The following is a 25,699-nucleotide window of genomic DNA, read 5'->3' as shown; positions in this document are numbered from 1 at the left end:
GCCGGGTTAAAAGCCCGGCATTTTTGTTGGATAGATTTGTTAAACGGTGTCAATCTTTCTATTGCCGGAGGGAGAGGATCTTTCCGAAACTGTTTGGGCCGCGTTCTGGATCAAAGGTCCAAAACTGTCGCTGAAGCCCTGGGCAGTCCATTCCTGTAAGCTGCCTGCTACGTGAATTGCCCCCACTGGTGTGCCTCGCCAGTCCATTATCGGGGCGCCGATTACCACCTCATTATTCAGGAGTTGGCTGCAAAGCAGAGAATGCCCTCGTTCTCGCGTGGCGCGAACATGGTTCATCACTCCTTCCAGGTCACGAACGGTATGCGGTGTGAACGGAGTAAGATCAGAGCGGCTGACGATATCGGCAATGGTTTCGTCTGGCAGTCGCGAGAGAATGGCCACGCCACCTGCTGTACAGTAAGTCGGCACAGCGTTTCCAACAATTGTCGCGCTGAACACCTCGTGTTTGGAAGGCATGCGCAAGGCGTAGATGACGCGGACGTCATCGAATAACGAGAGGTCAACACGCTCACTCACTCGTCGCCGGAGTTCGAGCATGACAGGATTTGCACGCTGCAACATTGGGTTGAGCCGCAAGAGATCATGGGTCATATCAAGTACGCGCAACCCCGGTAGATATCCGCGGTCGTCGGGATCTCGCGCCAGCATGTTGAGCTTCAAAAGAGTATGGACAATACGTTGGGCGGCGCTGCGATCAATCCCTGCAGCATTGGCCACCTGGGTGAGCGAGAGGGGATGTCGAGCCGTTTGAAACGCCGACATTACCGCGACCGTGCGTGCGACGGAACGCAAGAATAATGGATCATCCGAAAAAGCGTCGGCTTCATCAGGATCGAAAGTGGATATGCCACGCAGGTCTCGATATGTGTTCATGAGAAAAAGCTTTAATCCAGATTCAAGCATTGACAAGGATCAAAATTGATCCCTATCATAAAAAATCAATATAGATGTATCGCTCACAGATACACAGTTCAGCCCGAGGGGGCAAATCAGGAAATGGGAGTACGCTCGTGTCAAAACGCGTGGCTGTAGCTGGCTTTTTGCATGAAACGAACACTTTTGCTGCCACTCCGGCAACATTGGGGGCGTTCGTTCAGGGCGGCGGATATATCCCGCTTTCGCGCGGTGACGCGATCTTTACAAATGCGCAAAACGTCAATCTTGGGATAGCAGGCGCGCTGAAATTTGCTCAACAAGCGGGCTGGGAGGTTGTGCCGATCCTGTGGGCAGGCGCTATTCCTTCTGCGCCTGTTACACAGGAGGCCTATGAAACAATCGTTTCCGAAATTGTTACGGGATTAAGGGATTGCGGTCCGCTTGATGGCATTTTTATCGACTTGCATGGTGCGATGGTCGCTGAACATATCGATGATGGAGAAGGCGAGCTCTTGCAGCGCGTTCGGACCGTCCGCCATGAGGCGCCGCTATCGGTAGCCCTTGATTTGCATGGAAATATTACGAAGCGCATGTTCGATCACGCGGATGTTATGGTGGGTTTCCGAACCTATCCGCATATTGATATGGCAGAAACCGGATACCGCGCGGCAGAAGCTCTGCAGGAGCTCATGGACCGGCCTGACGGCTGGCACAAGGCGATGCGGCAAGGTGACTACCTTATTCCGATTGCATGGCAATGTACCGATGAACAACCCGCCAAGGGCCTTTATGGTATGACGGTCGATATACCAGAAGATGTGCTCACGGCCTCACTTTTCATGGGTTTTCCTGCCGCCGATTTTGCTGAATGCGGTCCTTCTGTTTTTGCTTATGGTTGGAACAGCCGCGCGGTGGAAGCCTGCGCCGATAATATCTTGGCAGCGCTCACTGCGGCAGAGCCTGCCTTTGCAGGCACTGCCTACCAGCCCGAAGAAGGCGTTGCGAAAGCCATTGAACTTTCTCGCGATGCAAGCCGCCCGATCATAATTGCTGATACACAGGATAACCCTGGCGCAGGTGGCAGTTCAGATACGACCGGAATGTTGCGTGCACTGGTGTCCAGTGGTGCGAAACGAGCTGCCATCGGTTGTATGCATGACGCAGAAGCCGCAAAAATTGCGCATCAGGCTGGCGAAGGCGTGGAAGTTGAGATCGCACTTGGCGGCAAGTCTGGTATCGCGGGCGATGAACCTTATAAAGCAAAGTTCTTCGTTGAAAGGCTGTCTGATGGCAAGGCTCATGCAACAGGTCCCTATTATGGCGGAACCTGGCTTGATATGGGGCCATCCGCCTGCCTGCGGCTCGGTGGAACACGTGTCGTTGTAACCACAAATCTGGCGCAGATGGCAGATCGTGCGCTTTATCGCATGGTTGGCATTGAGCCTGAGCAGGAAGCTATTCTCGTGAATAAAAGCTCTGTGCATTTCAGGGCAGATTTCGCGCCAATTGCCGAAAAACTTCTTGTCTGCACCGCTCCCGGCGCAATGCCGCTTAGCCCAGCACAATTGACATGGAAGAATTTACGTTCAGGCATCCGGCTTGAACCACTGGGAGATACATTCAAATAAAACAATAAAACAACCTTCAGAGGAACCAAGTAGATGCAGTTTTTCAAATCACCACAACCTGGGCCTATCCTCCGTAAATTGAAATATGGCATAGCAGCTTCGTTGATTTCCCTGAGTGCGGGAAATGCCTGGGCAGAAACAACGCTGACTGCCGTAATGCATTCGGATCTTCGTATCCTAGACCCGATCATAACAACTGCTCATATCACACGCGATCATGCTTACATGATTTATGACGTGCTGATTGCCGTCGATGAGAACTTCAAGCCGCAGCCGCAGATGGCGGACTGGACTGTGTCGGACGACGGCAAGACTTACACTTTCAAGTTGCGCGATGGCCTCAAATTCCATGATGGTGCGGCTGTAACTGCTGCTGATGCGGTGGCTTCCCTTGAGCGCTGGGCGAAGCGTGATGCAGGTGGCCAACTTATTATGGACATCACGGATTCGTTGAAGGCAGACGACGACAAGACGATTGTCTGGGCACTCAAAGAACCGTTCCCCCCCTTTCTAGACACACTCGCCAAGCAGGCAGCGTTGCCGCCTTTCATTATGCCTGCCCGGATTGCCGCAACCCCCGCTGATACAGCCATCACCGAACATATCGGTTCGGGTCCATTCAAGTTTGTGCCCGCTGAGTTCCAGCCGGGTGTGGGCGTGAGCTATATCAAGAATGAAGATTATGTACCACGCGGCGAACCGGCGAGCTGGATGGCGGGTGGCAAAGTCGTCAATGTCGACAAGGTGCGCTGGGTCACGATGACTGATGCCCAGACCGCTGTGAATGCGCTGACGAGTGGCGAAATCGATTATATCGAACAGGTTCCAGTCGATCTAGTGCCGCTGTTTGAAGGCGACGACACTGTCGTGCTGGAACAGCGCGATCCGCTTGGCTATCAGACTATGGGCCGTCTCAATTTCAAGCATCCGCCGTTTGACAATCCGGATGTTCGTCGTGCGGCCTTTCTAGCCATGTCGCAAGAACCAGTACTGGCTGCCCTGATGGCAGACCCCAATTATTACAAGGTTTGCGGCGCCATTTTTGGGTGCGGCACGCCAAACGCCACTGATGTAGGCTCTGAGAGTCTCGTCGCGAAAGGCAATGTCGAAGAAGCAAAAGAGTTGCTCAAGAAAGCAGGCTATGACGGCAAACCGGTTGTTCTGATGCAGCCAACTGACGTTACCAGTCTATCACCGCAGCCGGTGGTTGCCGCTCAGCAGTTGCGCGCAGCGGGTTTCACAGTGGACATGCAGCCGATGGATTGGCAGACGCTCGTCGGGCGCCGTGCATCCAAGGACGAACCTGCGAAGGGTGGCTGGAATATCTTCTTTACCAACTGGCAAATCCCCGAGATTGCAACGCCGATCAATTCTGTGATGCTTAACGGTCGTGGCGAACAAGGTTGGTTCGGCTGGCCGCAGGACGACCAGATCGAAGCGCTGAAGAAGGAGTATATTGCAGCCAAAACGCCTGAAGAACAGAAGGCGGTGGTCGAGAAGATCCAAGCTCATACCTATGACACGGTGCTGTACATCCCGCTCGGAGAATATAATCCTCCTCAAGCCCGCAGAAGCAATGTCGTTGATATGCTCGGTTCGCCCGTTCCGGTCTTCTGGAACGTGAAGAAGACTGAAGAATAATCCGCCCGCAGCTATCGCGTTTGGCGCGGTAGCTCCCAGTTCAACGTGGGGCCGGCTCTGTGTCGGTTCCACCTCAAGCGGGACGCGCACATGGCTGTCTATCTATTAAAACGTATTTTTGCACTCGTGCCGGTACTGTTGCTGGTATCAGTGTTTGTCTTCCTTCTACTTCGACTGACACCGGGCGATCCGGCGGCAATTCTGGCTGGTGACGCAGCCACTACCGAACAGCTTGAACGCATCCGCGAGGCAATGGGCCTCAATGAGCCCATTCTCACCCAGTATTTCACGTGGATGGGTAACATTATGCAAGGTGATCTCGGCGTTTCGTTGATTTCCGGCGTGCCCGTTCTTGATATGGTTTCGCAGCGCATCGGCCCCACCATATCGATTGCGATACTGACTATCATCATTGCAGTTCTAGTGGCTATTCCAATGGGTGTGGTCGCTGCTTGGCGTCATCGCTCATGGGCAGATTATCTTGTCATGAGCTTTTCCGTTCTTGGCTTTTCCGTTCCGGTCTTCCTTGTCGGATATGTGCTTCTGTTGATTTTCTCGGTCAATCTTGGTTGGCTTCCAGTTCAAGGTTTCAGGCCGATTTCTTCAGGTTTGGGGGGCTTTCTGGAGCGCGCAATCCTGCCTGCTCTCACTCTTGCTTCAATTTATATAGCGCTGATTGCGCGCATGACCCGCGCGGCGATGCTTGATGTGCTTGGCGAAGACTACATACGCACCGCACGTGCAAAAGGCGTAAGTGACCGTCGCTTACTGTTTGTACATGCACTCAAAAATGCAGCCGTTCCAGTCGTGACAATTGTTGGCACAGGCTTTGCGTTGCTGATTTCTGGAGTGGTCGTGACGGAGAGCATCTTCAACATTCCGGGTATTGGTCGCCTGACTGTCGATGCAGTACTGGCGCGCGATTATCCGGTTATTCAGGCGATGATTCTGCTCACAAGCGCACTCTATGTCTTCGTCAACCTTTTGATCGACCTTTCCTATACGCTGTTCGACCCAAGGATCCGTTACTAATGCGCTCAGAACAGACATCGGCAGGCATGTACTGGCTACTCCGCCTGTTCTCGTTGCCGCGCGTTACACGCGTAGGTATCGGGCCACTTATTGCTGCGTTTCTTCTCGCCGCAATCATCCTTCTCACTCTCATTTCTCCATGGATCGCCCCACACGATCCGCTTGCTATGAACCCCATGATGCGGCTTAAGCCGCCTTCTGATGAATATTTGCTTGGGACTGACAATTATGGTCGCGATCTGTTTTCACGCATGATTCTCGGCGGGCGTATTTCACTGCTAATTGGCCTTCTCGCAGCTGCAAGTTCCATTGGGATCGGAGTTATTATCGGCCTTATTGCCGGCTTCTTCCGTACGGCGGACGCAATCATCATGCGAATGATGGATGCCCTGATGGCCATGCCATCGATCCTGATTGCGATTGCTCTGGTAGCGCTCAACGGTCCATCCATTGGTTCTGTCATCATAGCGATCACTATTCCAGAAATTCCCCGCGTTGTACGTCTGGTACGATCTGTCATTCTGACAGCGCGTGAAGAACCATATGTCGAAGCGGCGCTTGCTCTTGGCTCGAGCACACCAAAAATTCTGTTCCGGCATCTTCTGCCAAATACAATGGCGCCATTGATTGTGCAGGGCACATATATTGTGGCTTCCGCAATCCTTACTGAAGCAATCCTCTCGTTTCTTGGGGCTGGCATCAGCACCGAGATTCCCACCTGGGGCAATATCATGGCTGAAGGGCGACAATTCTTCCGCATCAAACCATCGATCGTGCTTTGGCCGGGTGTTCTACTGACACTCTGTGTTTTGTCGATCAATCTTTTGGGTGACGCAGCGCGCGATACGCTCGATCCACGACTGAAAAAGCGGGAGGGCTGATATGGAACTGCGCAATCGTGATTTCACACACGCACCGGTCGTTCTCAATGTCGAAAATCTTGTAGTGGCGCTTCCCGGTGGTACACCAGTATTACGCGGTGTAAACTTTGACATTCGCAAAGGCGAAACCGTCTGTCTCGTGGGCGAATCCGGATCAGGAAAATCGGTGACTTCCCTGACCGCGATGGGGCTTTTGCCTAAAGATGCCCTACTGGTTAGAGACGGAAAAATCCTGCTCGATGGTACTGATTTGCTGACACTCCCAGCTTCTGACATGAAGAAGATGCGTGCGACGCGAATCTCGATGATCTTCCAGGAGCCGATGACAGCGCTTAATCCGGTCATGCGGGTGGGCGCGCAGATCACGGAAGTTCTGGACATACATACCAATCTTTCAGCTGAGGCCAAGCGTGCCAAAGTCATCAACATCATGGAGCAAGTGCATCTGCCGGACGTTGAGCGGATTTACCAAAGTTACCCACACCAGCTTTCAGGTGGTCAGCGGCAACGCATCATGATTGCTATGGCACTCATTCTGGAGCCAATCGTACTGATTGCCGATGAGCCAACCACTGCACTCGATGTAACCACGCAAAAACAAATCCTGTCTCTGATCGCAGAATTGCAGGAAAAGCACGGCACGGCGGTGTTGTTCATCACACATGATATGGGTGTAGTCGCCGAAATCGCTGACCGTGTCTGTGTCATGCGCGGCGGTGAGATCATGGAGCGAGGGAGCATCCGTGAGGTTCTGACATCGCCAAAGCAACAATATACCAAGGACTTGCTTAGCTCGGTTCCGAGCCTCATTCCGCGATCGGCGCGTGTACCGCAAGAGCAGCAAGCGGTGATCCGCGTGCGTGACCTCGGGATGACCTACAAAAGCGGCGGACTGTTTAGCACAAAGCCGGGAGTTAAAGCCTCTTATGAAGTGAATTTCGCCCTTCAGCCTGGAAGGACGCTTGGAATTGTTGGTGAGTCGGGTTCTGGTAAAACCACTGTTGCTCGATCAATCATGCGTCTTATCGAGCCGACCGAAGGGGAAATCGTCGTGGATGGACGCGATATAGCCCATCTGGGAAAACGTGAAATGAAGCCGTTCCGCAAAAAGCTTCAGGTCGTGTTTCAAGACCCCTTTCGCTCATTGAACCCACGTTGGACAATTGAGCAAAGCCTAACAGAAGGGCCAGTCAATTACGGTGTTCAATATGAAGAGGCTATTGCGGAAGCCAAGCGTCTCTTGAGGATCGTGTCGCTTCCCGAGGATTCACTCAAACGCTATCCGCATCAGTTTTCCGGTGGCCAGCGCCAACGCATTGCCATTGCGCGGGCGGTTGCTCTGAAGCCGGATATTCTTGTAGCTGATGAGGCTGTGTCCGCACTTGACGTTTCGGTACAGGCTCAGGTCCTCGCATTACTGTCAGTGTTGCAGCGCGATACAGGGATTGCCATCATTTTTATAACGCACGATCTGCGTGTCGCGGCACAGATCTGCGATGAAGTGCTGGTGATGAAGCGCGGACAGGTTGTTGAGCAGGGGATTGCGTCCGATGTGCTTGGCAACCCCTCGCATGAATATACACGTTCATTAATAGAGGCGGCGCCAGGTCGCTTCTGGGATTTTGCTGCGGGACGATCCGCAGCCTGATCGGAGGGCCGCCGTCCGCGGCCCCGATTTTACTGATTGTTTCAAACAGGAATGAAATCATGCCCATCATACCGTTTATTGAAGAGAAAGCCGGCGAGATGCGTGCGGTTTTTGAAGATTTGCATCGTCATCCCGAAATTGGTTTTGAAGAACAGCACGCTTCAGGTGTCGTGGCAGGACTTCTGGAGAAGTGGGGTTTTGACGAAGTTCACACCGGAATTGCCAAAACCGGCGTCGTTGGCATTTTGGAAGGACGCAATAAGGGCAATCGGCGTGTGGGTTTGCGCGCAGATATGGATGCGCTGCCGATCGATGAGATTTCTGGTGTGATTTATTCATCGCAAAATCCTGGACGGATGCATGCTTGCGGGCATGACGGGCATACAACCATGCTGCTTGGTGCTGCCCAGTATCTTGCAGAAACACGCAATTTCGAAGGAACTGCGGTCTTTGTTTTCCAGCCCGCCGAGGAGGGGTTGGGTGGAGCACGCGGCATGATCGCTGAAGGGCTTTTTGAACGTTTTCCCTGCGATGAAATCTACGGAATGCACAATCAGCCTATGGGCACACTTGGCAAGGCATTAATCCGCAAGGGTGCCGCGATGGCGGGCGCGAGCTTCTTCGATATTAAGCTAACCGGCAAGGGAAGCCATGCAGCGCAGCCGCACAATGCCCGCGATGTGTTGGTGATTGGTGCGGATCTGGTCGGGCAGCTACAGACAATTGTATCGCGCAACATTCCGGCAACCGACGCCTGCGTTGTATCCTGTACGCAGTTTCATACAGGCAGCGCCTATAATATCGTACCGGAAGTGGCAACAATTACCGGCACAATCCGTTATTTTGAACAGCATGTCTGCGATCTGGCGGAAAGCCGTATTCGGGAAATCTGTGCAGGCGTGGCTGCGGGGTACGGCATCACAGTCGATGTCAATCTTCGCAATGTCTTTGATGTCCTTCGCAATGATCCTGAACTATCCGATGCTTATATGGCGGCAGCGCGCGATGTCCTGGGGGAAGATAATGTGAGCGATGATTGCCCGGCTTTCATGGGCAGTGAAGATTTTGCAGACATGCTCGCTCGTGTTCCGGGCGCATACATCAATGTGATGCATGGCGGCAAAGCTGCGTTACATAACCCTGCTTTCGTGCTTGAACCGGAAGCGCTGCCAATCGGAGCCTCGATTTATGCCCGGATCGTAGAGACCCGCCTGCCAGTGAACAAGGACTTAGCAGCATGACTATGCATCAGTTGCCATTTAACCTCGATGATATGATTGCGCGCCTGCGCCCCTGGATTGAGACGGAAAGCCCGACTTTCGATGCAAGCGCAGTCAACCGAATGGTCGAGGTTGCCGCTTATGATTTTGCAGCAGCAGGCGCGACTATCGAATTCATTCCGGGGCGAATGGGATTTGGCGGCTCCCTGCGTGCTCGCTTTGCGCATAAAGATCAAGGCAAACCTGGAATTCTGGTTTCTGGCCATCTTGATACGGTTCATCCACTCGGGGTGATTAACGTCAATCCTTATCGCCGCGAGGATGGGAAACTTTTCGGCCCCGGCATTCAGGATATGAAGGGCGGAAACTTCGTCGCTCTTGAAGCCATGCGTGAAATCGCGCGGAGCGGACTTGCAACGAAACTCCCCGTCACGTTTCTTCTAACACCCGATGAAGAAGTGGGCACGCCTTCGACGCGGGATTTGATTGAGCAGGAAGCGCTCAAGAACAAATATGTGTTGGTGCCCGAGCCAGCACTGCGTGATGGTGGTGCAGTTGTCGGCCGTTATGCAATTGCACGATACGATCTTGAGACAGTGGGCAAGCCAAGTCATGCTGGTTGGCTGCTCAAAGAAGGCCGATCGGCAATCCGGCGCATGGCCGAGAAAATTATCGAGGTAGAAGCACTGACGACAGATGATTGCACGTTCTCAGTTGGTGTTATCCACGCCGGGCAATGGGTCAATTGTGTCTCCTCAGGCTGCAAAGCCGAAGCACTTAGCATGGCTAAAACGCAGAAGGATCTGGAAGACGGCGTTGCACGGATCATGGCGCTTGGCGGAGACAAAGACGGAGTTGAATTGATAGTCACTCGGGGCGTCACACGTCCAGTCTGGGAGCCGGGTCAGGCACAGGACATGAAGCTCTTTAATTTTGCAAATAATATCGCCAAGGAAATAGGGTTCACCATGACCGCACAAAGCTCCGGTGGCGGCTCGGATGGCAATTTCACCGGTGCACTCGGTGTGCCAACGCTCGATTCCATCGGTGTGCGGGGTGAGGGGCTGCATACTTTGGGTGAGCATATTTTCGTAGACAGTCTGGTCGAACGTGCCCGCCTTCACGCAGGCCTATTTCTCTCACTGGAATAACAGCCAGAGGTGCGGCCATGGCCGATACTACAAGATTAACGGCAGCCCACGTTGTGGGCCTGCTGGATGACGTCATGATCAATGTGGATCGATGGGGGATCGCTCACATCAGAGCCGAGAACCTGCATGATTTGTTTTTTGCGCAGGGTTTTAATGCCGCGCGTGACCGACTTTGGCAGATCGATATTGCACGCAAGCGCGGGCTTGGCCTAATGGCTCGTGATTTCGGCCCCGGTTATCTTGAGCAAGACAGGGCCGCACGCCTGCTGCTCTATCGTGGTGACATGGTGGCGGAGTGGAAGGCTTATGGTTCAGACTCCGAACAGATATGCAGGGCCTTTGCTGAAGGCATTAATTCATATATCGATGCCTGCGAAGCAGGCGAGACGTCACTTCCACCCGAATTTGCTTTACTCGGTCACAAGCCTGATCGTTGGTGTGCAGAAGATGTTGTGCGCGTCCGCACCCATTCGCTGACGCGCAATGCATCATCAGAGCTTTTGCGCTCAAAAGTCATGGCAAAGGCCGGCGTGGAACTGGGTGCAAAGCTCGATCAACTGCGCAAGAAATTGTCGCACGACGTGCTGCCAAGGCCTGTTGATGGCTTTGACCCAAGCATCATGACCGACAGGGTTTTGCGCGACTTCCAGCTCGCCGTCAGTCCTGCCACATTCTCAAAAGAGCGATTGGCTGCAACACTGGATGAAGCAAGTCTTTGGACTGTGGTCTCGGCGTCCGGAGAAATCGCTCGCGCCTCGTTTGAAGAGGGCTCGAATAATTGGGCAATCGCGGCGCATAAAACTACAACAGGTCGACCCATACTGGCGCTTGATCCCCATAGAACACATGGTCTGCCATCAATCCGCTACCTGATTCATCTGACAATGCCGGGGCTTGATGTGATAGGCGCAGGCGAGCCTATGGTTCCCGGAATTTCCATGGGGCATAACGGTACTGCAGCTTTTGGTCTAACCATATTTGGTGCCGATCAGGAGGATATCTACGTCTATGAGACCAATAAAAGCGATCCCGACCAATATGCATATCGCGGCGGTTGGGAGAGGTTCACGGTGATCACTGAGAACATTCCTGTCAAAGGATATTCCGATCAAACGGTCGAAATGAAATTCACCCGGCACGGTCCAGTTCTTTATGAGGATAAAGCAAATAAACGCGCTTTTGGCCTTCGCACGGTTTGGATGGATGCAGGAATGGCACCCTATATGGCCAGCCTTTCCGTCATGCGGGCAAAGACCTATTCCGAGTATGCTGGTGCGTTAGAAGGATGGGGCTGCCCATCGGTCAATCACATCTATGCAGATACAACCAACACCATTGCCTGGAAGCCTTCGGGAGCCACACCTGTTCGTGAGAATTGGGACGGGCTTTTACCTGTCCCAGGGGATGGGCGATTTGAATGGAAAAGCTATCTGGCACCGCAGTCTGGTCCTGTGGAAATCAACCCGCAACGCGGCTTTATTGCTACTGCGAATGCCATGAATGTACCAGATAAGTGGGCCGCCTCGAATCCGGTCATCGGTTACGAATGGCTGGACAGCAGTCGTCACGACACCTTGCATGAAACGTTGTTGAGCAATGCGCCGATATCACTAGAAGACTGCGCACGCATGCAAGCCTCCACTTTCTCGCCCATTGCAGCGCGGATATCAGAAAGCCTTAGGATACTTTTCCCGGAGAGTGATAATCAGGCTGTACTGCTTCTTCGCGATTGGGATGCGGACCTCGCGGCAAAATCTGCACCGGCAGCGCTTTTTGAAATATGGTTGAGCAAGTATCTTGGTCCACTGGTTGCAGAAGCTGAGGGGGCAGCCGCGGATGTTGTGCCTCTGCTTATGCCATTTGATTCACCGAGCATTGTTGCATGGCTGGAACATGCCAAAACAACATCTGGCCATCTTGCGGCCATTCAACAAAGCCTGAGCGATGCTTGGTCGGAATGCGTATCTTTGATGGGGAGGGATGTTTCGCAATGGGCATGGGGCGATATTCATAAGTTGCACCTCCACCATCCCTTGCAGTCATTGACCGACAGCGACTGGTCGATATCTCCGGTACCATTGGGTGGTAGCAGTTCAACGCTAAATTATGCGACCTATCGTTTGCAAGATTTCTCGGTTGTCGCGGGGCCGTCTGTCCGGATGATCATTGATGTAGGAAAATGGGACAACAGTCTCTTCGTAAATAATCCCGGTCAATCAGGCGTACCCACCTCGGAGCATTATAAAGATCTTCTGTCGCACTGGCATGATGCCAGCCCGGTTCCGATGCTTTATACAAGAGAACGTATTGATAAGGTGACGAAAACTCGAATCCTGCTTAGGGCGGGTTGACAATACCCGCCCTGCAACGCGTTGCTACTTCATTGTTACAACAACGTAAGTCGGATAGACTTCAACGAAAATCACAGGCGTTGCATTGATAATGGTTGCCTGATCGATTGGCGAGATTCGGACGTTTGCTAACATATTCTCAAGCTTGGCGCGGTTCTCCTTGCTGCTGAAGAACTTGTCTTTTTCGTCCTCCGCATCGACTTTGCCAAATTGGTGAACGTTTGCTCGGTCCTGTCTAATGATGCCGGCAACTTTGGTAAGGCGCTGTCCGGAAGAGCTATAATGATCGCGCTCGCTCAGCCGGGCGTAGTAGGTGTCAATCGGCTTCTCGGCGGCTTTCGCGGCGCCTGTTACTGCTAGCATCATAGCTGCCATGATAATCGAGCGCATGAAATCTCCTTATGCCATTTAAAGCCCCTAGCAGTTTCAGGCGGCTTCTTCTGCCCATTCTTATGGCTCTACAAGATTCTTGAGGCAATACTATAAATCAGATTAATAATCATACGCACTGTAGGTCGTCCGTCAGTCTGGAGAAAAAGGGGTGCGCCCGCCGACCGTTTGGCGTTCGATCATCCGAGGCCTACATCGATCAACCCAGAAAATTCAGTGTTCACTTCCGAGTGGTCTCGATCAAACATATCGGCGAAAGATCGCCTTTCTTAAAGCCAGTTCTGACCGCATCGATCCCAATCTTAAAGAGTCGCTATCCACTGGTCTTTTCGCTCTCAAGATAAACTCGACCTCGCAGATGACGTGATCAATCGCAAGGTGTCGATGTGACGCCGTCTTGCGGTCAGTCAATCTGCGCGAAGATGACTTATATTCCTTTGAATTGCAGGTGGCAGAAGTCAGTCTACGAAGGTTTGCCTGGCATTCTAAGGCATCATCGTGTTGGTCGCCCCTATGTAACGGTTGATGCCAATGTCCTTTGAAGTCGCACGGCGATGAATTTCGGCCATAGTCGAATGAAATACGGCGTTGCGTTGTTCCAGCGCGGAATGTTGTGAAAGGTGCGCAGGAACGAGTTCACGAATTTCAGCCAGAATATCGTCTTCATCAATTGAGCACATCTTCCCTCTTTGAACGACGATTTCTCCCGCTACCATCACAGTCTCTATCGACGAGCCGTTCTCAGCGTAAACAAGGTGCTTTGCGATATCGTTGATTGGTAGAAAGCTTAACTTCGTGAGGTCGAGTATTAATAAGTCCGCAGCCTTACCGGCGGCTAGGGATCCTGTAACGTCTTCAAGCATCGCGCTGCGGGCTCCGTCGATTGTCGCCATCTTAAGTATCTCGTCGGCAGAAATCCACTGTTGATAATCGGGGCCGGATACGCTGTGTATGAGCCCCGCGACCCGCATAACATCGAAAATGCGCGCGGTGTCGTTGGAAGAAACGCCGTCGGTTCCCAGTGCGATCGTGACACCTGCATCCATAAGCTGACGGATTGGGGCGATGCCAGCGCCTAGCTTCTGATTTGATATCGCATTATGGGCGACTGAGCATTTCGCAGAGCCCATCAATTCGATGTCGTGAGGGTTCACCCAAACTGAATGTGCGACAGTTGTGTTGCGCGTGAGCACGCCTAACTCGGACATATATGCAACGAGGCTTTTGCCATATAGTTCGTATCCGGTGACGGCTTGAGTTTTGGTTTCCAACACATGGGTGTGCAAGGGAACGTGCATCTTCAACGAGAGCTCATGGCACGCCTGAAGCAAGTCTGCAGAACAGCGTTGCGGTGCAGAAGGTGCGAGCATAAAATTGAGGCGGCCTGCCTTTCCGTGCAAAGTTGAAAAGGCGGCGTGGCAGTAGTCAATATAGGCATCGGCGGACATGGAAGGGCCGAAATCTAGCTGCTTTTGCAGAGCAGGTGACATCACTGCACGCGCATAAGGAAGGGCGTCAAGCGTATGAATATTCATCGCAGCGCTCGAAATATTTGCGCGGATGCCTGCATGCTCGTAGGCTTGGAAAACAATTGAAAGTCTTGATAGATCATGAGCTGGAGGGTCGAAGAAATCGTCGCAAAGCGTGGTCACACCGTTGCGTAATGACTCTATCGCGAGAAGCAGACTGCGAAGATAAAGCAGTCTTTCATCAATGACCGGTCCCATTAGCAGCGGATAGGCATATAGCAACCAGATTTCGAGTGGCATGCCTTCGTAGCGTCCACGGAAGAAGGTTTCACTGGAATGGGTATGCGCGTTGATAAGTCCCGGCATGACAAGGCGGTTCTTGCCTTCAATGATGGACGCATCGGGTGCAACTGTCAGGTTCTGACCGATGCGTGCAATTTTCCCCCTCTCGATCAGAATATCGCCTTCGAAAGGACGGCTCCCATGTTGCGCGCACATCGTGATGATGGTGGCGTTTCTGATTAATGTCTGCTTGAGTTTGATAGTCATGGACTTGTCCCGGTATTCTTACTGATCTCGCAGTTCGCTGAATCCGCTTGCGGCTTTCGTGCCCCCTCGCAAGTGCGTGCTGAGCCAGACACCGAGAACTGTGGCGATATACGGAAGTGCGAGCAGCAGGTCGTGGGGGACACGATTGCCAAAGGCAAGCTGTGCACGGATACCAAGGGCACCAACGACTGCGAAGAATGCTGCCGCGAGACTTGCTCCAATGGGATGGCCTGCTCCAAAAATGACGGCCGCGAAACCCATGAAGCCACGGCCTGCCGTCATGTTTTGAGCAAAGATCTGCAGGCTTCCTGCTGCAAGCTCTGCCCCCGCCAATGCGCATAGCACCCCGCCAATGATGAGTGCTGCGAGGCGCATAGCAGCCGGGTTCACCCCGACGCTGCGTGCGGCGAATGGATGTTCACCAGCGGCACCTAACCGTAATCCAAAGCGGGTGCGTCTGAGGACGAGCCAGACGGCGAGTACAGCAAAAGGCATGAACAGAACGAGGATCGACAGGGATCCGAATGCCCCGAAGGCGGTTCCGATACGTGGAAGTCCAAAGGGTGCACTGATTGCGGCCTGCGTTCCGAAAATGGATTGGACCGCAAGCGCAGTGCCGCCGAGCCCTAGGCCGGTAAGTCCAAGCCCAGCAATGATCTGATTGGCCTTTAGTTTCTCGACAACAAACCAAAACAGAATTGAACCGATTACACAGACGATTATGGCGCTTAGAAGTGCAAGCCAGATCGATTGTGTGAGCACTATACCCAGAATGGTCGCGCAGGCCCCCACGATCATTAGCCCTTCAAGGCCTAGATGCCAGATACCGGTCCGCTGTGCGATCACGCCCGCGAGGGTAACATAGATAAGTGGGGTGCCTGAACGCAGGATTGCTATTAGGAAATCTTCCATATCCGTCCTCCGAGTTTTGCGATCCGGTCCACCACAGTGGATTTTGCCGTGATGAAAAGAGCAATGGATGCGTTGATAATATCGATTGCTGACGACGGCAGGCCAGCCATGATTGGCAAGTAAAGCGCCGCCGATGCTAGTCCACCAAAGAACAGCGATACGAAAGCTGTTCCCACAACTGAAAAGTTTGCGACAAGGGCGATCAAAATGGCCGTAAATCCGTGACCCGGCAGGAAGCCACCCGTCAATCGACCGTTGGGGCCCATGAACTCGATGGTTCCGGCCAGACCTGCGAGTGCGCCGCTCAGAAGGAAGCTAGCAAGTCCGATACGCCATGTGCGTGCGCCTTGCCATCGCACCATGGTTGGATTGCGGCCCGCAAGGCCCGACAGCACACCAAAGGCTGTGCGATTAACGAGGAACCACATGACCAAGCCCACGATAATAGCGATGGCGATAATTGTGGGCGATAGACCTAAAGAATCGCTGATGCGATAGGCGCTCGCCAATGGACGACTTGATGATTGCTGACCAGTGCCGGATGGATCTTTCAGTGGTCCTGCTGTGACATAGAGCAAAAACAGTCCAGCGATAAAATTTCCCATCAGCGTGGTTATTACTTCATCTGCCCCTGATTTAAGACGCAGGAGCCCCGGCCATAGAGCCCAGAGGGCACCACCCGTCATGCCCGCAAGAAAGCAAAGCGGAATGAGGATCAGCGCTGGCGAGCCGTTAAGCTGTTCGGCCATGAACGCAGCGGCGATCGCGCCCATATAGAACTGGCCTTGCGCACCAATGTTGAAGTAACCCGCCCGGAACGACACAGCTACACCAACCGCGGTTATGAAAAGTGGCAGTCCCCATCGCAATGCCTGCTGCAATGCGCCTGGCCGCAGGAAAGCACCTTCGGCAATCGACTGAAACATCAGGCTCGCCGAGTAGCCTGCAGCTTGAAATATGATGCCGCACAAGATTAGACCGATCAGAATGAAGATCACGGCGCGGAAAACAGAGACGAGGCGGTCGATCATTGATGGACTCCTGTCATCGCGGCTCCCACCGCGGCAAGATCATACGGCGGACGGAATTCGGCAACGATGCGGCCTGAAAGCATGACTACAACACGGTCTGAGATATCAAATATTTCGTCGAGATCTGATGAGATGAACAAAAGACCGCAACCGCGAGCCCGCGCTTTGCGCATTGACTCCCAAACGAAGGAGGTCGCGCCGATATCGAGACCGCGCGTGGGCTGTGCAGCGAGGATGAGCCTTGCGTCCTTATCCATTTCCCGAGAAAGGATCACTTTTTGCGCATTGCCACCCGAGAGCGAACCTGCACGCTGGCTCACATCGGAATAGCGCACGTCCCATTCTTTAAGCGCCCTGTCGCAGTGCTTTCGGATTGCAGACGGGCTTATCGTTGATAACAGTGACTTTTGCAGGAGATTACGCGCTGCCCAGTTTTCCCAGAGCGAACTGGTCAGGCTCAATCCTTCAACGTTACGTTCGAAAGGAATAATGCGCAGGCCAGCACCGCGTCGGGCAGCGAGCGGCGCGCCGGTCAAATTCTGGTTGTCGATTGTTATATTGCCTTCAGTGACGTCCGCCATCGCAGCAATTGCGCGAACAAGTGTTCGCTGGCCGTTGCCTTCTACCCCTGCCACACCGACGATTTCGCCCGATTCTATGTTTAGGTTGATCTGATCGAGAGCGGGGCCTTCAGGGTCTGAACGCGTCGAAACCTTGGTCATACACAAAACCGGCGCGTTGTCCTGAACTGCGGCTGCTTCATGAATGTGTGGGATGATGTTCGTTCCGGTGAGGGCAGCCTTATCGTCAACATTTAGTTTTTTGGCGGCAGCCGATCCGATTATAAGTTCCGCCAGCTTATCTGCATCGATACCGTCGCATAGTATCGGCCCATCTACGAGCTTTCCGCCGCGTAACACCGTGACTGTATCTGCAATCGCCAGAACTTCCCTGATCTTGTGCAAAATGAGGACAACGGTCACACCACGCGCTTTCAGGCGTCGGACACGTTCGAAGAGTTTGTCTGCGCCTTCTGGTGACAGGACCGCTGTGGGCTCATCGAGTATGAGAAGTTTTGCGTCGGAGACGAGTGCGCGCGCAATTTCCACGCCTTGCTGAGTCTCGACAGGTAGATCGCGAATTCGCTGTTTGGCTCTAACCTTTACATCGAGGGCGTCGAGGTGAGGTTGCCAACGCTTCTCGAGCTGGGTTTTGAAAAACAAGCTTCCGCCTTCTGCACCAAACTGCATGGCTTCTGCGACAGTGAATGAGGGAGGCAGCGCAAAACTCTGATGTACCAGTTCCACACCAGAACGCCGCGCGTCTTTGACGTTGCCGCCCATGATTGGACGACCATCGATTTTGAGTGTCCCTGACGCGGGTCGAACGAGGCCAGCCAGAACTCTGGCGAAAGTGGTTTTTCCCGCACCATTCTGGCCGACAACGGCGTGGATTTTCCCACGTTCGAAGACGGCTCCGACGTCGGATAGCGCAACAATCGATCCATAACGCACGGTCACATCGTTGCATTCAAATATTGGAGGGCTGGCCTTGTTCATCGTTGATTTTTCCCGTTAAGGATCAGAGCGTTGTGTTAAACGGGACTTTGAGAGATCCATCCAGGATCGCTGCGCGTGCTGCGGCTATTTCTGGTTCGACTTCTTTCATTTTGGCGACGAGATCCGCTGGCCCTTGGGCTGCAAACAAAGGCGAGGGAATAAAGTCGATAACGCCCGTTCCAAGCCCGGTATGTTCATGTGTGCCCCCAGCGAAGGTATCACCAAGTGCCTTTGTTACTTCGTTGTAAAGCGAATTACCGAAGTCCAGGCCGACGATGGAAGCTACGTTTCTCGGGCCTTGCGGAAACTGTGCCGGGTCGAGAACACTCACGAGGCGACCGTCGCCTTCCTTGGCAGCAGCGATAATGCCAAAGTCGGTTGCTGCTGCGTCGGTCTGTATGAAGTCAATGCCACTTGAATACATCTGCGTGGCGATTTCTTGACCTTTCGCGGGGTCCTGAAAAGAACCTGCAAAGGCAATCGCGACCGATGCATCAGGCCGCACCGACAGTGCACCTGCTTTGAACGCGTTATAGTCAGCATTGATTGGCGGGATGGACACGCCGCCAATAAAACCAAGCTTGCCGGATTTACTCATGCGTGCTGCAAAGATTCCAGACAAGTAACAGCCAAGGTAATAGTCATATGAGACAGTTACGACATTCGGAATCGCGGGTTCAAACGGGTCGGCAAAGAGCTGAACCCATTTGGTGTTCGGATAGGATGGGGCCAGCGCTTTGAACGGTTCTGCGACTTCATTGAATGTTGAAACGATGACTGAAGCGCCCGCATCACCAAGGGTGCGGAAAATGGTTTCGTAAGTCGCTGGGTCCTGCGCATAAACGGCGCGAGACTGAAAGCCTTGTTCATCTGCGAGCTGCTTGAGCTTGGCGATCATCGAGTCCACAGCGCTTGCGTCACCTGCGGCTTGTGTGTGCACAAGTGCGACGAGGCCGCCCTCAGCATGCGCTGCGGCGGTCAAAAGACCGCTGGTCATGCTGCAAGCCGCCAAACCCGCAGCGGTCTTTAGAAGATTTCTCCGGCCGATTGTTCGGCTCAGAAAATTAAGTTCGATCGAATTTCGATTTGTCATGTTCCCATTTCCTTGCTCTGGAAGTTTGCTGTAGAATTTTTATTGGGGCGGCATTTATGCCGCCCTTGGTTGGGCAGTTGCCCAATCGAAGCCGCTTATATTATGCGCCGGGCGAAAACGGTGCCGGGTTCATAATCATCACATCCTGGGTCTGAATTGCGTCAAGTGCCCAAACACCAGAGATGAAGCTTTGCCAATTCGGGTCCGCATACATGGCTGCACGTCGGGCTTCTCGATCTGCGAGGCTGTCATAGCGCCACATCAAAACTGTGCGATGCAGATGCCCGATTTCGCTGACGTAAAGGCCGAGAAATGTGTTCAGGTGCCGCTTCTGGATCGGCAAGCCTTCGGTTTCGTATTTCTTGAGCCAGCCATCGACAGTGCCTGGCTTGAATGTATATGTGCGATGTTCGACGATCACAGGGCAGCCTCCTTGAGTATAAATTCTGCAGCGCGCTCACCGATCATAATCGCCGGAGCATTGGTGTTGCCGCTGGATATAATTGGCATGATTGACGCGTCCGCGACGCGCAGCCCATGAATGCCGTGGACTTTCAAGCGAGCATCGACCACTGACATCGGGTCATTACCCATCTTGCAGGTGCCAACCGGGTGGAAAGTTGTCATTGCATTGGCGCGCAACCATTCAATGAGTTCGGCATCGCTCTCGACGGCAGGTCCTGGTGCTAATTCCTTTCCGCGATATTTGTCGAAGGCTTTCTGCTGGATGATCTCACGAGTCATACGGATGGCATTGATCATCGTGCGAATGTCGAACTCGGTTTTCAGGTAGTTGGCATTGATGCGTGGTCGATCTTCCGGATTAGCAGAACGCAATCGGATTTCGCCGCGACTTTCAGGATTAACCGGGCCCACACGTAATGAGAAACCGTGATTGGCTTCAACACGCTCTTTTTTAAACGGGTTGGGAAAGTGCAAATTGGCGGTCTTTTCCAATGCGGGCATGAAATGAAGCTGTATATCAGGTGCCGCCAGATCGGTTCGTGATTTGACGAATGCGCCCGCCTCGTAGGGAAAGGTTGTGGTGATGCCTTCCCCAAAAAGCATGCCTTGAATGACGGACCATGTGAGTTTGTCGGCCCGCAGATCCGAATAAAGGGTGACCGGTTCGCGGCATTCATAGGCCATGACGCAATCGACGTGGTCTTGCAGGTTTTTCCCGACACCCGGCAGATTCTGAACAATATTGATATTGTGTTCTGCCAGTTCGTCGGCGGCTCCGATGCCGGAAAGCATAAGGATCTGCGGTGAGTTGACAACGCCTGCCGATAGGATCACTTCACGGTTAGCATGCGCCTTTGATACAGTGCCTTTGCGGCTGTACTCGACGCCGATAGCGCGCCCATTCTCAACGAGCACCCGACTTGTGTGGGCGCGTGTGATGATCGTTAGATTGGGGCGTGATTTTGCGGGGCGCAGGAAGGCATAGGCTGCTGAACAGCGCTTGCCCTTGGCAATGGTGAAGTCATATCGACCAAAGCCCTCTTGTTGTTCGCCATTGAAGTCATCATTGAGTGGATAGCCAGCCTGGGCGCCTGCTTCGTTGAAAACATCGAGCAGGCCGTTCCAGCCTCGTGCCCGACAAACGGTCAGTTCGCCTTCGGTGTTATGAAAGGCATCCGTGCGCTGCACATGGGTTTCGGAGCGAAGAAATGATGGCAAAACTTCGTCATATGACCAACCCGCCGCACCCATCTGTGCCCAGCGGTCATAATCATGGCGATTCCCGCGCACATATATCATGCCATTGATGGTTGAGGTTCCGCCAAGCACTTTGCCTCTCGGCCAATAGAGAGAGCGCCCATTGAGATGAGGTTCCGGCTCCGTATGGTAGTGCCAATTATAGATGCCGGAATGAAAGAGCTTTCCCATCAACATTGGAAGGCGAAACAACGGATTGAGGTCGCGACCGCCGGCCTCAAGTAACAGAACTTTGTTTTCAGGATCAGCCGAAAGACGGTTTGCAAGGACGCATCCCGCCGAACCGGCGCCGATGATGATGTAATCGAATGTCTTGGTTGCGACCATGTTACCAAGCGATGGGTTGAGAACCCATCTCCTCTAGAAATTTGTTGCAAAGAATGAATGGATTGGGACGCGTCAGAACTTCATCGGCTCGCGCCGGGTGATCACGCAGAACGCAGCGCAAATTGCCGCCAACGGTCTCGTCGATGCCGGCGAGTTTGAGTGCCTGTGCTGCGGCGTCACCAAAACCAAGAAATACGAGCGGCTTTTCACGTGCGGCGAGTAACTTGAGCGCTTCAACGATCAGCGGTCGCCAGAGCACGAGGTGGCCCTGCGATTGATGAACGTCTATATCGACCTTAAAGCGCGTAAGTGTTAGCGACGCGTTCAGAAGCAGCGCGCCTTCATTCACCCATCGATCAGCAATCTTGGAAGGCTGTTCCAGCTTAACGGCACCACGTTCAATCGCCTCTAACGTTTTTGGCCAATCGGCAAAACTATGTGCGTAGGATAAGTCCCCGGTTCTAGCTGCAACGATCAGTTGGGTGTACGCACGAATGCTCTTTGAGAACATCTTATTGAGCTCATTCCAGCCCGCGAGATTGCCCGCTTCAAATGCCCGCCCCGTGGCAAAGCCCGGTTCGGGGTACGGGTCCTGTCCAAGCACCACGCAGCGAACATCCTCTGGAGAGATGCCATCGAATGCGCGAAGGCAATGTGTGCCTTCAGGCATGCCTGGAAAATGCCTACCGCGACGAACTGGAAAAATTGGCTCCCAGATTTCGAGTTCTAGTTCGGGAGAAATGCCATCAAAATCGAGCGTGATGTTCCCGAGAAAAGAACGCCAGGGCGCGTTCAGATCGGAAGTCCAATCTGCCAAAAATTCTTCCATTGCAGCCTGTAACCGCACGGTCATCTGCACCCTCCCCAAGGTTTCTCTGCCAGGCAAATTCAAGAACCTGACCGTTTTGTCAGCTTTTTATGAAAAGAAGTTGACCATCTTGTCAACTTCTTTTTTATTGGTGCTTCGATTCCAAAGGTTTCGTAGAGTTGCTTTGGCAGATCTGTGCCGGACATCTGCCGGAATTTGAATGAATGTGCATTAATGCTCCAAGCAATTGGCTTGGAAAAAGATGTTTAAAAATAACGGGATAACCAATGGTAGAGCAGAGCAAGTCGGTGGAAATTGAGCCAGGAAATCAGCCGGCATCCGACGAGCCGATCAGAACCCGAAACGTCCTTAAAATCCTCACAGCTGCTGTTGAGATATTTTCTCGCAAGGGTCTCGACGGCGCGCGTATCGTTGAAATTGCAAAGGCCTCTGGACTGCCTAAGGGAAATGTCTACTATTATTTCTCGTCGAAGGAAGAGATTTATAACGCAGCTATAGATCGACTCATCCACAGCTGGGATGATGCGTTCAGGCATATATCAGCTGAACGCGAACCTGCAGAAGCTATCGAAGCCTATGTTCGTGCCAAGCTTGATCATGCGTGCGAGAATGCAGCCGAAACACGGCTTTTTGCCAATGAGATTTTACAAGGGGCAGAACATCTATCGATGGATGCCCGAGAGCATATGCGAAAGGTTACGTCTGAAAAAGCTGCGGTGATCGATACATGGGCGGCTGCCGGGAAAATTGTGCCTGTCGATGCGCGACATCTGTTCATTCTGCTTTGGTCGGCGACCCAGTTTTATGTCGAATTTGAAGCTCTCGCATGCGATGCACTCGATGTCAGCCAACTTGGAGAAGCTGATCATGCGAAAGCGGCAAAGACAATAACCGAAACGATCCTGCGTGGACTGCTGGTCAGATAATGGGCGTTTGGAGCAGATCGCGAGGGCACCAAATGCTCAATTTTATAGGAAGCCAAGCGTCCTTGCTGACTGAGTGTGCCACGCAATGTCAGCAACAGGAAATCGTCCATATAGGCTACATCAACGTCGTCTGAATGGCGGAGCTTGTGGCGCTTAAGTGCGGATTGTAAGTTGCGTGTCATTTTCTAGTCTCCTGGAGGCGGAGCTATTTCTCTTCTTCATGAGGGGCGTGTAAAGGTAACCTCCTGCAGCTTAAAATTATCGGGCGACTTTTAAGATAACTCTGTTTCGGAGTTTTACTGGGTAACTGCCTTATAGATCGTTGGTACTTAGAACATGACCTGTCCGCTTATTGTTGGACGCATAGGCTGCGATGAGGGCATCAACGCTTTCACACTACATTTCAATGACAGGTTCGGAGGAGGTTTACGTCTTCAAACTCCGTGAAGAGATCGTAGACTTCTATGCCATTCAAAAAAATACGAAAGGCCGTGCTGCAACTCTTGCTGACGTCTATCAATTCGATGCTGTGAGGTGCTGATATCGATCGATTACTGGACACAGGTGTGATCGAGAATTGCTTTCGCGCCAGCGAACAGGTTTGGCTAAATGAATGCGTCGCACGTGCCGTTGAGAATGGTAACGCAGATTGCTGCGATCAAGTCGATGCAGCATAATACGCAGTTCGAACCGAAAAAGGCGCTGGGTCTGGAAGGCCGTTTGCCCGACATTATCCCCATTATCGGACCAAATGTTTCAACGCGAGGTCGGATTCATGGCTTTTGGTTGGTGCGGCTACGGCTTTCAGCTCCCACCAGGGTGATTGAACGGTTCCGCATGCCATTTCCACAGATAAAAAGACAAAAAAGAGTTTGGTTGAGACCGAGGCCCAGCCGGGTAGGTTTGGATGGTGTGAGAGAATATCGATTAATCTCTATCCGTAGACATTATCGACTTCAAATCACAGTGATTGAGGGGTAAATTGTCATGGGTAGAATTCCTATTAATAGGACAATTCATGTCTTGTAATGATCAAAAGACTTTCGATGTGTGGCAGCCTGCTCTTGAGTTGCGCAAGGGTTCGACAAAGCATCGTCTCCTGACCGACAAGATCATAGAAGATATTGAGAAGGGTGTGCTTAAGCCCGAAACCCAGATGCCCACGCATCGCGATCTTGCACATAAGCTTGGCCTTTCTGTTCAGACAGTAAGTATCAGTTATAAAGAGGCCGAACGGCGCGGCTATTTGCGTGGCGAAGTTGGGCGCGGCACTTATGTTTGCAATCGCGTGACGGATCGAGCAGACCGATTTATGCTTGATCGTGATCCGAGCGGTATTGCTGATCTTTCCATCATTCGAGCAGTCTACATGGGTGCTCACGAACATGCTTCAAGAAAGCTGTTTGAGGAGATGAGCCAGGTAGACAATGCGAGCTTCATGAGACCTTGTAGACCCATTGCAGGTTTGGATCGTCATCGTAATGTGGCGTGTGACTGGTTGCGTCGTTTATCGGTTGACGTCGATCCCAGCCGAGTGATCATCACAAACGGCGCCGCCCATGGGCTGTTCCTCGCCGTGGCTGCTGTGGTGCAGCCCGGGGAAGTGGTGTTGACTGAAAACCTCACCGATCACGGTATCATCGGCTTGGCGAACGTCCTTGGCTTTACGCTGCGTGGCCTTCCAACTGACAGTGAGGGCATATTACTAGACGCTCTTGAGGCTGCGTGCAAAGCGGGCGATGTGAAAGCGTTGGTAATCATTCCAACACTTGGAAATCCAACCAGTCATTTGATGAGTGCGGAACGGCGCTGTGCGGTCGCTGAAGTCGCCCGCCGATATGGCATTTTCGTTATCGAGGATGAAGTTTACAAGCCGATCCTTGAACAGAAATTGCCTTCAATGCCAGAATTGTTACCGGAGCTTGGCTTTTTCGTCACCAGTTTCACTAAGACAGTGATGACAGGATTACGCACCGGCTATCTGGTCGTTCCAGCCAACTATTCGATTAGAGTGACGTCAATTTTGCGGGTGACCAGCTGGAGCGGTGTCAATATGGTCGCCGAAATGGCTAGCCGTTGGATAGAGGATGGCACTGCGACGCAGTTGCTAGAGATTCAGCGAAACGAACTGCGACTGAGACAATCCTTGGTAACTGATATTCTTGGCGCACATGTAGCAGGAAGTAACCCGCTATCGCTTTGTGCCTGGTTGAAAGTTCCACGCAACTGGTCTGAAGACGGCTTAGTCAGAGCGCTGGCCAGCCAAGGTGTTGCGGTCACACCATCCGATCCGTTTGTAGCCGGAGGAGATCGTAGCAATGGCGGTATTCGTATCTGCCTTGGCGGAAGGCTTTCACGTTCCGCCTTACAGACTGCTTTGGAGACCATTCGCGAGACATTCGCACAATTGCCTCCGGTGTATGATGTGAGTTCAATTGCCTGA

General features: G+C 52.7%; 21 protein-coding genes. 10 read left to right on the top strand and 11 right to left on the bottom strand.

The features are described 5' to 3' along the window. Positions 1-39: 39 nt before the first annotated feature. A complete protein-coding gene (locus tag KMS41_17280) occupies positions 40-894 on the bottom strand; it encodes an IclR family transcriptional regulator (GenBank protein QWK79242.1) in 855 nt (284 codons plus the stop codon). A 137-nt stretch (positions 895-1,031) separates the two neighbouring features. On the opposite strand from KMS41_17280, the gene KMS41_17275 reads away from it, so the two are divergent. The 8 genes from KMS41_17275 to KMS41_17240 all read left to right on the top strand — a co-directional run bounded on the left by KMS41_17275 (position 1,032) and on the right by KMS41_17240 (position 12,449). Beyond that, positions 1,032-2,525 (top strand): M81 family metallopeptidase, encoded by a 1,494-nt coding sequence (locus tag KMS41_17275; GenBank protein ID QWK79241.1) that lies wholly within the window; start codon positions 1,032-1,034, stop codon positions 2,523-2,525. 33 nt (positions 2,526-2,558) lie between these two features. Continuing rightward, positions 2,559-4,166 carry an ABC transporter substrate-binding protein gene (locus KMS41_17270; protein ID QWK79240.1) on the top strand — a complete coding sequence of 536 codons (1,608 nt, stop codon included), beginning with the start codon at positions 2,559-2,561 and terminating at the stop codon, positions 4,164-4,166. A 90-nt stretch (positions 4,167-4,256) separates the two neighbouring features. Further along, positions 4,257-5,198, top strand: coding sequence for an ABC transporter permease (locus KMS41_17265; GenBank protein ID QWK79239.1), 942 nt, complete (start codon positions 4,257-4,259; stop codon positions 5,196-5,198). Further along, positions 5,198-6,079 carry an ABC transporter permease gene (locus KMS41_17260; GenBank protein QWK79238.1) on the top strand — a complete coding sequence of 294 codons (882 nt, stop codon included), beginning with the start codon at positions 5,198-5,200 and terminating at the stop codon, positions 6,077-6,079. The genes KMS41_17265 and KMS41_17260 overlap by 1 nt, the downstream gene beginning before the upstream one ends. Position 6,080: 1 nt before the next feature. Continuing rightward, on the top strand, positions 6,081-7,727 hold the full coding sequence (locus KMS41_17255) for an ABC transporter ATP-binding protein (protein QWK79237.1): 1,647 nt from the start codon (positions 6,081-6,083) through the stop codon (positions 7,725-7,727). A gap of 59 nt (positions 7,728-7,786) precedes the next feature. Then, on the top strand, positions 7,787-8,968 hold the full coding sequence (locus KMS41_17250; protein QWK79236.1) for an amidohydrolase: 1,182 nt from the start codon (positions 7,787-7,789) through the stop codon (positions 8,966-8,968). Beyond that, positions 8,965-10,098 carry a M20/M25/M40 family metallo-hydrolase gene (locus tag KMS41_17245; GenBank protein ID QWK79235.1) on the top strand — a complete coding sequence of 378 codons (1,134 nt, stop codon included), beginning with the start codon at positions 8,965-8,967 and terminating at the stop codon, positions 10,096-10,098. The genes KMS41_17250 and KMS41_17245 overlap by 4 nt, the downstream gene beginning before the upstream one ends. Before the next feature lie 17 nt (positions 10,099-10,115). Then, positions 10,116-12,449, top strand: a complete 2,334-nt coding sequence (locus KMS41_17240) for a penicillin acylase family protein (protein QWK79234.1) — start codon at positions 10,116-10,118, stop codon at positions 12,447-12,449. Positions 12,450-12,473: 24 nt separating this feature from the next. Here KMS41_17240 and KMS41_17235 read toward each other — a convergent pair whose 3' ends face one another. The 9 genes from KMS41_17235 to KMS41_17195 form a co-directional block, all read right to left on the bottom strand. After that, positions 12,474-12,839, bottom strand: coding sequence for a hypothetical protein (locus KMS41_17235; GenBank protein ID QWK79233.1), 366 nt, complete (start codon positions 12,837-12,839; stop codon positions 12,474-12,476). Between the two features lie 485 nt (positions 12,840-13,324). Beyond that, a complete protein-coding gene (locus KMS41_17230; GenBank protein ID QWK79232.1) occupies positions 13,325-14,857 on the bottom strand; it encodes an amidohydrolase in 1,533 nt (510 codons plus the stop codon). 18 nt (positions 14,858-14,875) lie between these two features. Then, complete coding sequence (locus KMS41_17225) at positions 14,876-15,769, bottom strand: ABC transporter permease (GenBank protein QWK79231.1); 894 nt, start codon at positions 15,767-15,769, stop codon at positions 14,876-14,878. After that, complete coding sequence (locus KMS41_17220) at positions 15,754-16,800, bottom strand: ABC transporter permease (protein ID QWK79230.1); 1,047 nt, start codon at positions 16,798-16,800, stop codon at positions 15,754-15,756. Before KMS41_17220 ends, KMS41_17225 begins: the two co-directional genes overlap by 16 nt. Beyond that, positions 16,797-18,359 (bottom strand): ATP-binding cassette domain-containing protein, encoded by a 1,563-nt coding sequence (locus KMS41_17215; GenBank protein QWK79229.1) that lies wholly within the window; start codon positions 18,357-18,359, stop codon positions 16,797-16,799. Before KMS41_17215 ends, KMS41_17220 begins: the two co-directional genes overlap by 4 nt. 22 nt (positions 18,360-18,381) lie before the next feature. Continuing rightward, positions 18,382-19,407, bottom strand: a complete 1,026-nt coding sequence (locus KMS41_17210) for a BMP family ABC transporter substrate-binding protein (protein ID QWK80293.1) — start codon at positions 19,405-19,407, stop codon at positions 18,382-18,384. Between the two features lie 145 nt (positions 19,408-19,552). Continuing rightward, positions 19,553-19,873, bottom strand: coding sequence for an NIPSNAP family protein (locus KMS41_17205; GenBank protein ID QWK79228.1), 321 nt, complete (start codon positions 19,871-19,873; stop codon positions 19,553-19,555). Next, positions 19,870-21,501 carry a choline dehydrogenase gene (locus KMS41_17200; protein QWK79227.1) on the bottom strand — a complete coding sequence of 544 codons (1,632 nt, stop codon included), beginning with the start codon at positions 21,499-21,501 and terminating at the stop codon, positions 19,870-19,872. Before KMS41_17200 ends, KMS41_17205 begins: the two co-directional genes overlap by 4 nt. 1 nt (position 21,502) lies before the next feature. Continuing rightward, positions 21,503-22,330, bottom strand: a complete 828-nt coding sequence (locus tag KMS41_17195) for a uracil-DNA glycosylase (GenBank protein ID QWK80292.1) — start codon at positions 22,328-22,330, stop codon at positions 21,503-21,505. Positions 22,331-22,596: 266 nt separating this feature from the next. On the opposite strand from KMS41_17195, the gene KMS41_17190 reads away from it, so the two are divergent. Beyond that, entirely contained in the window at positions 22,597-23,256 is a 660-nt protein-coding gene (locus KMS41_17190; protein QWK79226.1) for a TetR/AcrR family transcriptional regulator, read from the top strand. Here KMS41_17190 and KMS41_17185 read toward each other — a convergent pair. Further along, a complete protein-coding gene (locus KMS41_17185; protein ID QWK79225.1) occupies positions 23,196-23,438 on the bottom strand; it encodes a hypothetical protein in 243 nt (80 codons plus the stop codon). The genes KMS41_17190 and KMS41_17185 overlap by 61 nt on opposite strands. Before the next feature lie 836 nt (positions 23,439-24,274). Here KMS41_17185 and KMS41_17180 point away from each other — a divergent pair. Beyond that, complete coding sequence (locus KMS41_17180) at positions 24,275-25,699, top strand: PLP-dependent aminotransferase family protein (GenBank protein ID QWK79224.1); 1,425 nt, start codon at positions 24,275-24,277, stop codon at positions 25,697-25,699.

It is taken from the genome of Ochrobactrum sp. BTU1 (genome assembly GCA_018798825.1).
Taxonomy (GTDB): Bacteria; Pseudomonadota; Alphaproteobacteria; order Rhizobiales; family Rhizobiaceae; genus Brucella.
This window is presented reverse-complemented; position numbering and strand designations above follow the sequence as displayed.